Source organism: Nitrosomonas mobilis, assembly GCF_900103035.1.
In the GTDB taxonomy this organism is placed as follows: Bacteria; Pseudomonadota; Gammaproteobacteria; order Burkholderiales; family Nitrosomonadaceae; genus Nitrosomonas; species Nitrosomonas mobilis.
In genome coordinates this window covers 1-4,107 of sequence record NZ_FMWO01000096.1, presented here as the reverse complement: position 1 = coordinate 4,107, position 4,107 = coordinate 1, and the positions used below count along the sequence as shown (strand labels likewise).

The 4,107-nt window shown below is 51.0% G+C and carries 4 protein-coding genes; all 4 read right to left on the bottom strand.

Translation table 11 applies throughout. From position 1 onward, the window contains the following. Positions 1 to 448 precede the first annotated feature (448 nt). Positions 449 to 1,228, bottom strand: coding sequence for a PEP-CTERM sorting domain-containing protein (locus NSMM_RS13615; RefSeq protein ID WP_218121142.1), 780 nt, complete (start codon positions 1,226 to 1,228; stop codon positions 449 to 451). A 304-nt stretch (positions 1,229 to 1,532) separates the two neighbouring features. Next, positions 1,533 to 1,823, bottom strand: a complete 291-nt coding sequence (locus tag NSMM_RS13610) for an SDR family NAD(P)-dependent oxidoreductase (protein WP_090288269.1) — start codon at positions 1,821 to 1,823, stop codon at positions 1,533 to 1,535. An 11-nt stretch (positions 1,824 to 1,834) separates the two neighbouring features. Next, positions 1,835 to 3,175: a glucoamylase family protein gene (locus tag NSMM_RS13605; protein ID WP_245654816.1), complete on the bottom strand. Its 1,341-nt coding sequence runs from the start codon at positions 3,173 to 3,175 to the stop codon at positions 1,835 to 1,837. A gap of 287 nt (positions 3,176 to 3,462) precedes the next feature. Next, on the bottom strand, positions 3,463 to 4,107 hold a 645-nt coding region (locus tag NSMM_RS13600), incomplete at its 5' end, for an IS6 family transposase (protein ID WP_090284061.1).

The following is a 4,107-nucleotide window of genomic DNA, read 5'->3' as shown; positions in this document are numbered from 1 at the left end:
ATCAGCCTGGCGATGGGTCTAAGCTGCTTATCGCAGAGATTTGGCTGTGAGGTACAAAATTGAATTTTTCTCGTACAAAAACCTGTCAAGTGTTTTTTTAAATATTTTTTGGGGGGCGAGTAGTTACAAATAATTAATGCATTGACCAATATCTGTTTCTTACCAAGGGACTTTGTCTGACTGCATGTGTTTGATAGAGCGCCAGCTCACAACGAAACTCCGCTAGATTTAAACATCTGAAGCATACGTGCCGCAAGAGTAGTATCTAAGTCTTGAGCAGTTTGCCGTGGACTGAGTGTCCAGTTGGAATACGCAAAATACCTCAACAATATCGTGGAACAAGATCATCGAGCAGTGGAGGGTAAATTCCAACAAAGGTACGTAATCCGTCAAACGATCTTATGTACCTTTGTTGGAATTTACCCTGAGAACTAATTTGGCAATACCATCAGATTACCTTGCTGCGACGGCGTAACGTACTCAGACCAAACAAACCAATACCCAGGAGGGCAAGGGTGGCAGGTTCTGGAGCCTGATTCGTGGGGAACACCTCGATGGCCGTACCCTGAACGCCAACAGTAAAACCGTTCCAGAACTCATTGCTGGAGCTACGCCATGTAACCGTATCAAACGCGCCGGTGAAACGAAGGCTGCCGTGAGGCTCGGTTCCTCCGACATTCGAGCTATTGAGTTGGTATTCGAAATTTCCACCACCTAGATCTACCACGACCTTGGTGACACCACCACACCCCCAATATCCACAGGCGTTACCATCGACACCACCAACACTAAGAAGCTCGAAATCTCGGTCGAATGCATAGCCATTGCCGTTTAGGCTTACGAAGGAGAATACCGGGTTCGCGATCGCCTCTGAGAAATGCAGGGCCTGCGTTCCGGCGCGGCTCAACGCTACGATGTCTGTTCCTGTCGGGCTGTTGTCAACAGTGGTGCTAGTGTAAGGCGAAACAGTGTCGTCGCGACCAATCCGCCCGTTTTGCCAGAAGTCTGTCCCACCACTGGACTGATAAAACCCGATCCCGTTCGCATTGGTGTATGTTACTTGAACGGTTGAAGTGGTAGTGGTGATAGTCCCCTGTCCCTGAAAACCAGCGCCCGCATCCGTATCACCGCCGGTCCAGTCTGTCCAAAAAATCGGGGCTGCTGAAACAACACCAGTGGTAAAGGTGGAAAAAACTGCCGCCAAAATTTTCATTTTCAATGTTTTCATAATATTTTCTCAATGTTTTAAAGCTACGTAGGTTTGAAATAGAGACATTATTTCCATAACGTCGGCGACGTTCAATAGGGCTATTTATTCTAAAGCAATAACCATGCCTGATAACATTTAAATATTTAATTTATTTATATTACAAGTAGTTAATTACTATAGACCGTGGTCACTATAAGGTTTCTTCTAAGCATATAAATCCAAGTGTAAAAATATTCGACATTTTGTTATATTCTCTTTTGTAGAATGAATAAGCTTTCGAGTAATACAAAATTTCCCAACGATTGGTCCATTGGGAGCAAAGCTACGATTTGACGACATATGCCTTTTCTTGACTCAAGTCGGCACGGATCGATAGCGCGCGGCTGCCATGCTTGCGAATACTTTCGACGACGGCCTCAGGTTCGATGACGTAATTCACCACGACGTCGGCGCCGGCTTCGCCCAATGCAATGGCGACGGCGCGACCGATGTCCGAGTTGGCGCCGGTCACTAGTGCGGCCTGACCGATCAGAACCACCGGGATCGGCGACCCAGGCACCGGAGGACTCGCCTGCAGCGAAACGGGGTCGGAGGGTGCTGTCGCTGCATTCATGTCGATCTCGCCTAGTCGTGATTGATGGGGGTCGCATCCAGCCACCCGGAACCGAAGCCGGCGCGCAACAAGCCGGCCTTGACTGGCGCGCATTCGCGCATCAGCCGCCAGATCAAGCCTGTACGGTAGTTCTCGATCATCAGCACGATCGGCCCTTGATTCAGCGCATAATGCCAAGGCGCGGTCCAACCGAACTCGTCGTCGCCACCCGGATACGAAGGATTGAAAGAAGAGCAAAAACCGAACCCGGCTGGACTGTGACCGATCCGGTTCTCCATATGCCGGATCACTTCGAGCACGATATCAGGCGCGAACGGCAACGAGGCAATGGCCGCCCAGGGCGAAAGTGTGCCGTCGTCCGGACCGAATGGCGCACCGCGCGCCATGTAGCCGTAGAAGCGGTGCTTGCGGCCCCGGTACTTACGGGTGCCGTTGCCGGGTCCATCGCTCGCGGTGAAGCCCCAGCAGTTGTGCGCATACTCGAGAAACTGGCGCGGATTGCGGTTAGCGTACTCGCGCTGAATCAGCGTGGCCACACGGCTGTTCTCGAAGTAGTCGGTCTTCTTCGCTTTCATGAACGTATCCTGTATGCCGCGCAGGTCGATCCAGATATGTGAGAACTGATGGATGAACAAGGGGCCGGCGTACAGCACGTCGTGCCCGTAAAGCTTGCGCCAGCGGAACCCCGACGTCCATGCCGAATAGGCCGCAGAATCAATCGCGAAATCGGGCGCGGCCAGCGCCAGCACATACAGCAGCATCGCCTCGTTGTAGCCGACCCAGCGATAAGTGATGAAGCCCGACTCCGGCTTCCAGCCGAGCGCGACGGCTGCCTGGCCGTTTTGCGCCCAGCGCCAATCTATGCGCGCATAGATTGGCTGCGTCCGCTCGCGTACCTCGCGCTCGGACGCACTGTCACTATTAAAGTACTGCGCCGCCAGCAGCATGCCGGCCAGCAGCAGGGTCGTGTCGATCGTCGACAGCTCGCTCTTCCAAGCGCGCGTGCCGGACTGCACATCCAGGAAATGATAGAAAAAACCCTTGTAACCGACGCCATTGGCCGCACCGCTCTGATCGGCTTCTTCGAAGAAACGCAGCGCTGCCAAGGTGTGTGCAATCGCCACGCTGCGCCTGATGAATCCACGTTCGACCGCGACCGGGTAGCACGAGAGCGCGAAACCGACGGCCGCAATGCTCGCCGGTGCACCCGGTTGAGTGGAATCGAGCACTAGGCCGGTCTTCGCGTCAATGTGTCGGGCAAAATAGCGGAACGCCCTTTTCTGCAAGTCCTGCAACACCGCGTCATCGGTGTTCGACCGACGCGTGATGTGCTTCCCGTTTTCACGGTTCACGTGTTTCTTCTCACCATGGGTATCTGTTTGCTAGCATTGATCTCATCAATCGCCGCTTTATTTTTATTGGTGTCACTTTTATTTATCGTGACTTTTTCAGGAACGCCAGCCTCCGACAGAGTCAATTACTCCGCTTTCTCTTTTAGCCGTTTTCCCTCGTCCTCCAATATTTTCCTTTCCTCCTCTAGTGCAGCAAAGGGTCTTTTAAGCTTTTCTTCATTAAGGTGATCCAAATGGCTCTGTTGCAAAAAATAGCGTTGGCTAGAGTAAATCTCTGATATTTTTGATTATGCGGTGTAAATATCGAATTGTCTTTCAATAAGACGGATTTCTCCTATGAGACCTTGCCCATATTTCCATGCATCCATCTGTCCTTTCTTGAACATGTGCATGAGTTCAAACCCCTTGATCGTTGCATAGGCGGTCTTCATGGATTTGAACCCGCGTACGGGATTTATCAGCTGTTTGAGTTTTCCATGATCAGCCTCGACAATATTGTTCAAGTACTTTACCTGCCGGTGTACCGTATCCTCAGGGCATTTCCCTTCTTCCTTCAACTCATCAATGGCAGGACCGAAAGTCGGCGCTTTATCTGTATTAATTGTCTGCGGATGTGCCCATGGTTTTATGGATTTGAGCGCTTTGCCTAGAAACCGTTTGGCGGCTTTCTTATTACGGGTAGGTGAAAGATAGAAATCAATCGTGTCACCGTGCTTATCAATAGCTCGGTACAAATATGTCCATTTCCCTTTAACCTTCACATAGGTTTCATCTACCCGCCAGCTGTAGCCCATCGTCGGCTTGTAGTACCACCGCATGCGTTTTTCCATTTCGGGTGCATAATGTTGAACCCAACGATAAAGCGTTGTGTGATCGACTTCAAATCCACGCTCCAACATCATTTCTTCCAATTCACGATAGCTAATTCCGTA

Excerpts from the sequence above, each read along its gene's own strand:
- NSMM_RS13615 (WP_218121142.1), bottom strand. The coding sequence starts at position 1,228 with ATGAAAACATTGAAAATGAAAATTTTGGCGGCAGTTTTTTCCACCTTT.
- NSMM_RS13610 (WP_090288269.1), bottom strand. The coding sequence starts at position 1,823 with ATGAATGCAGCGACAGCACCCTCCGACCCCGTTTCGCTGCAGGCGAGT.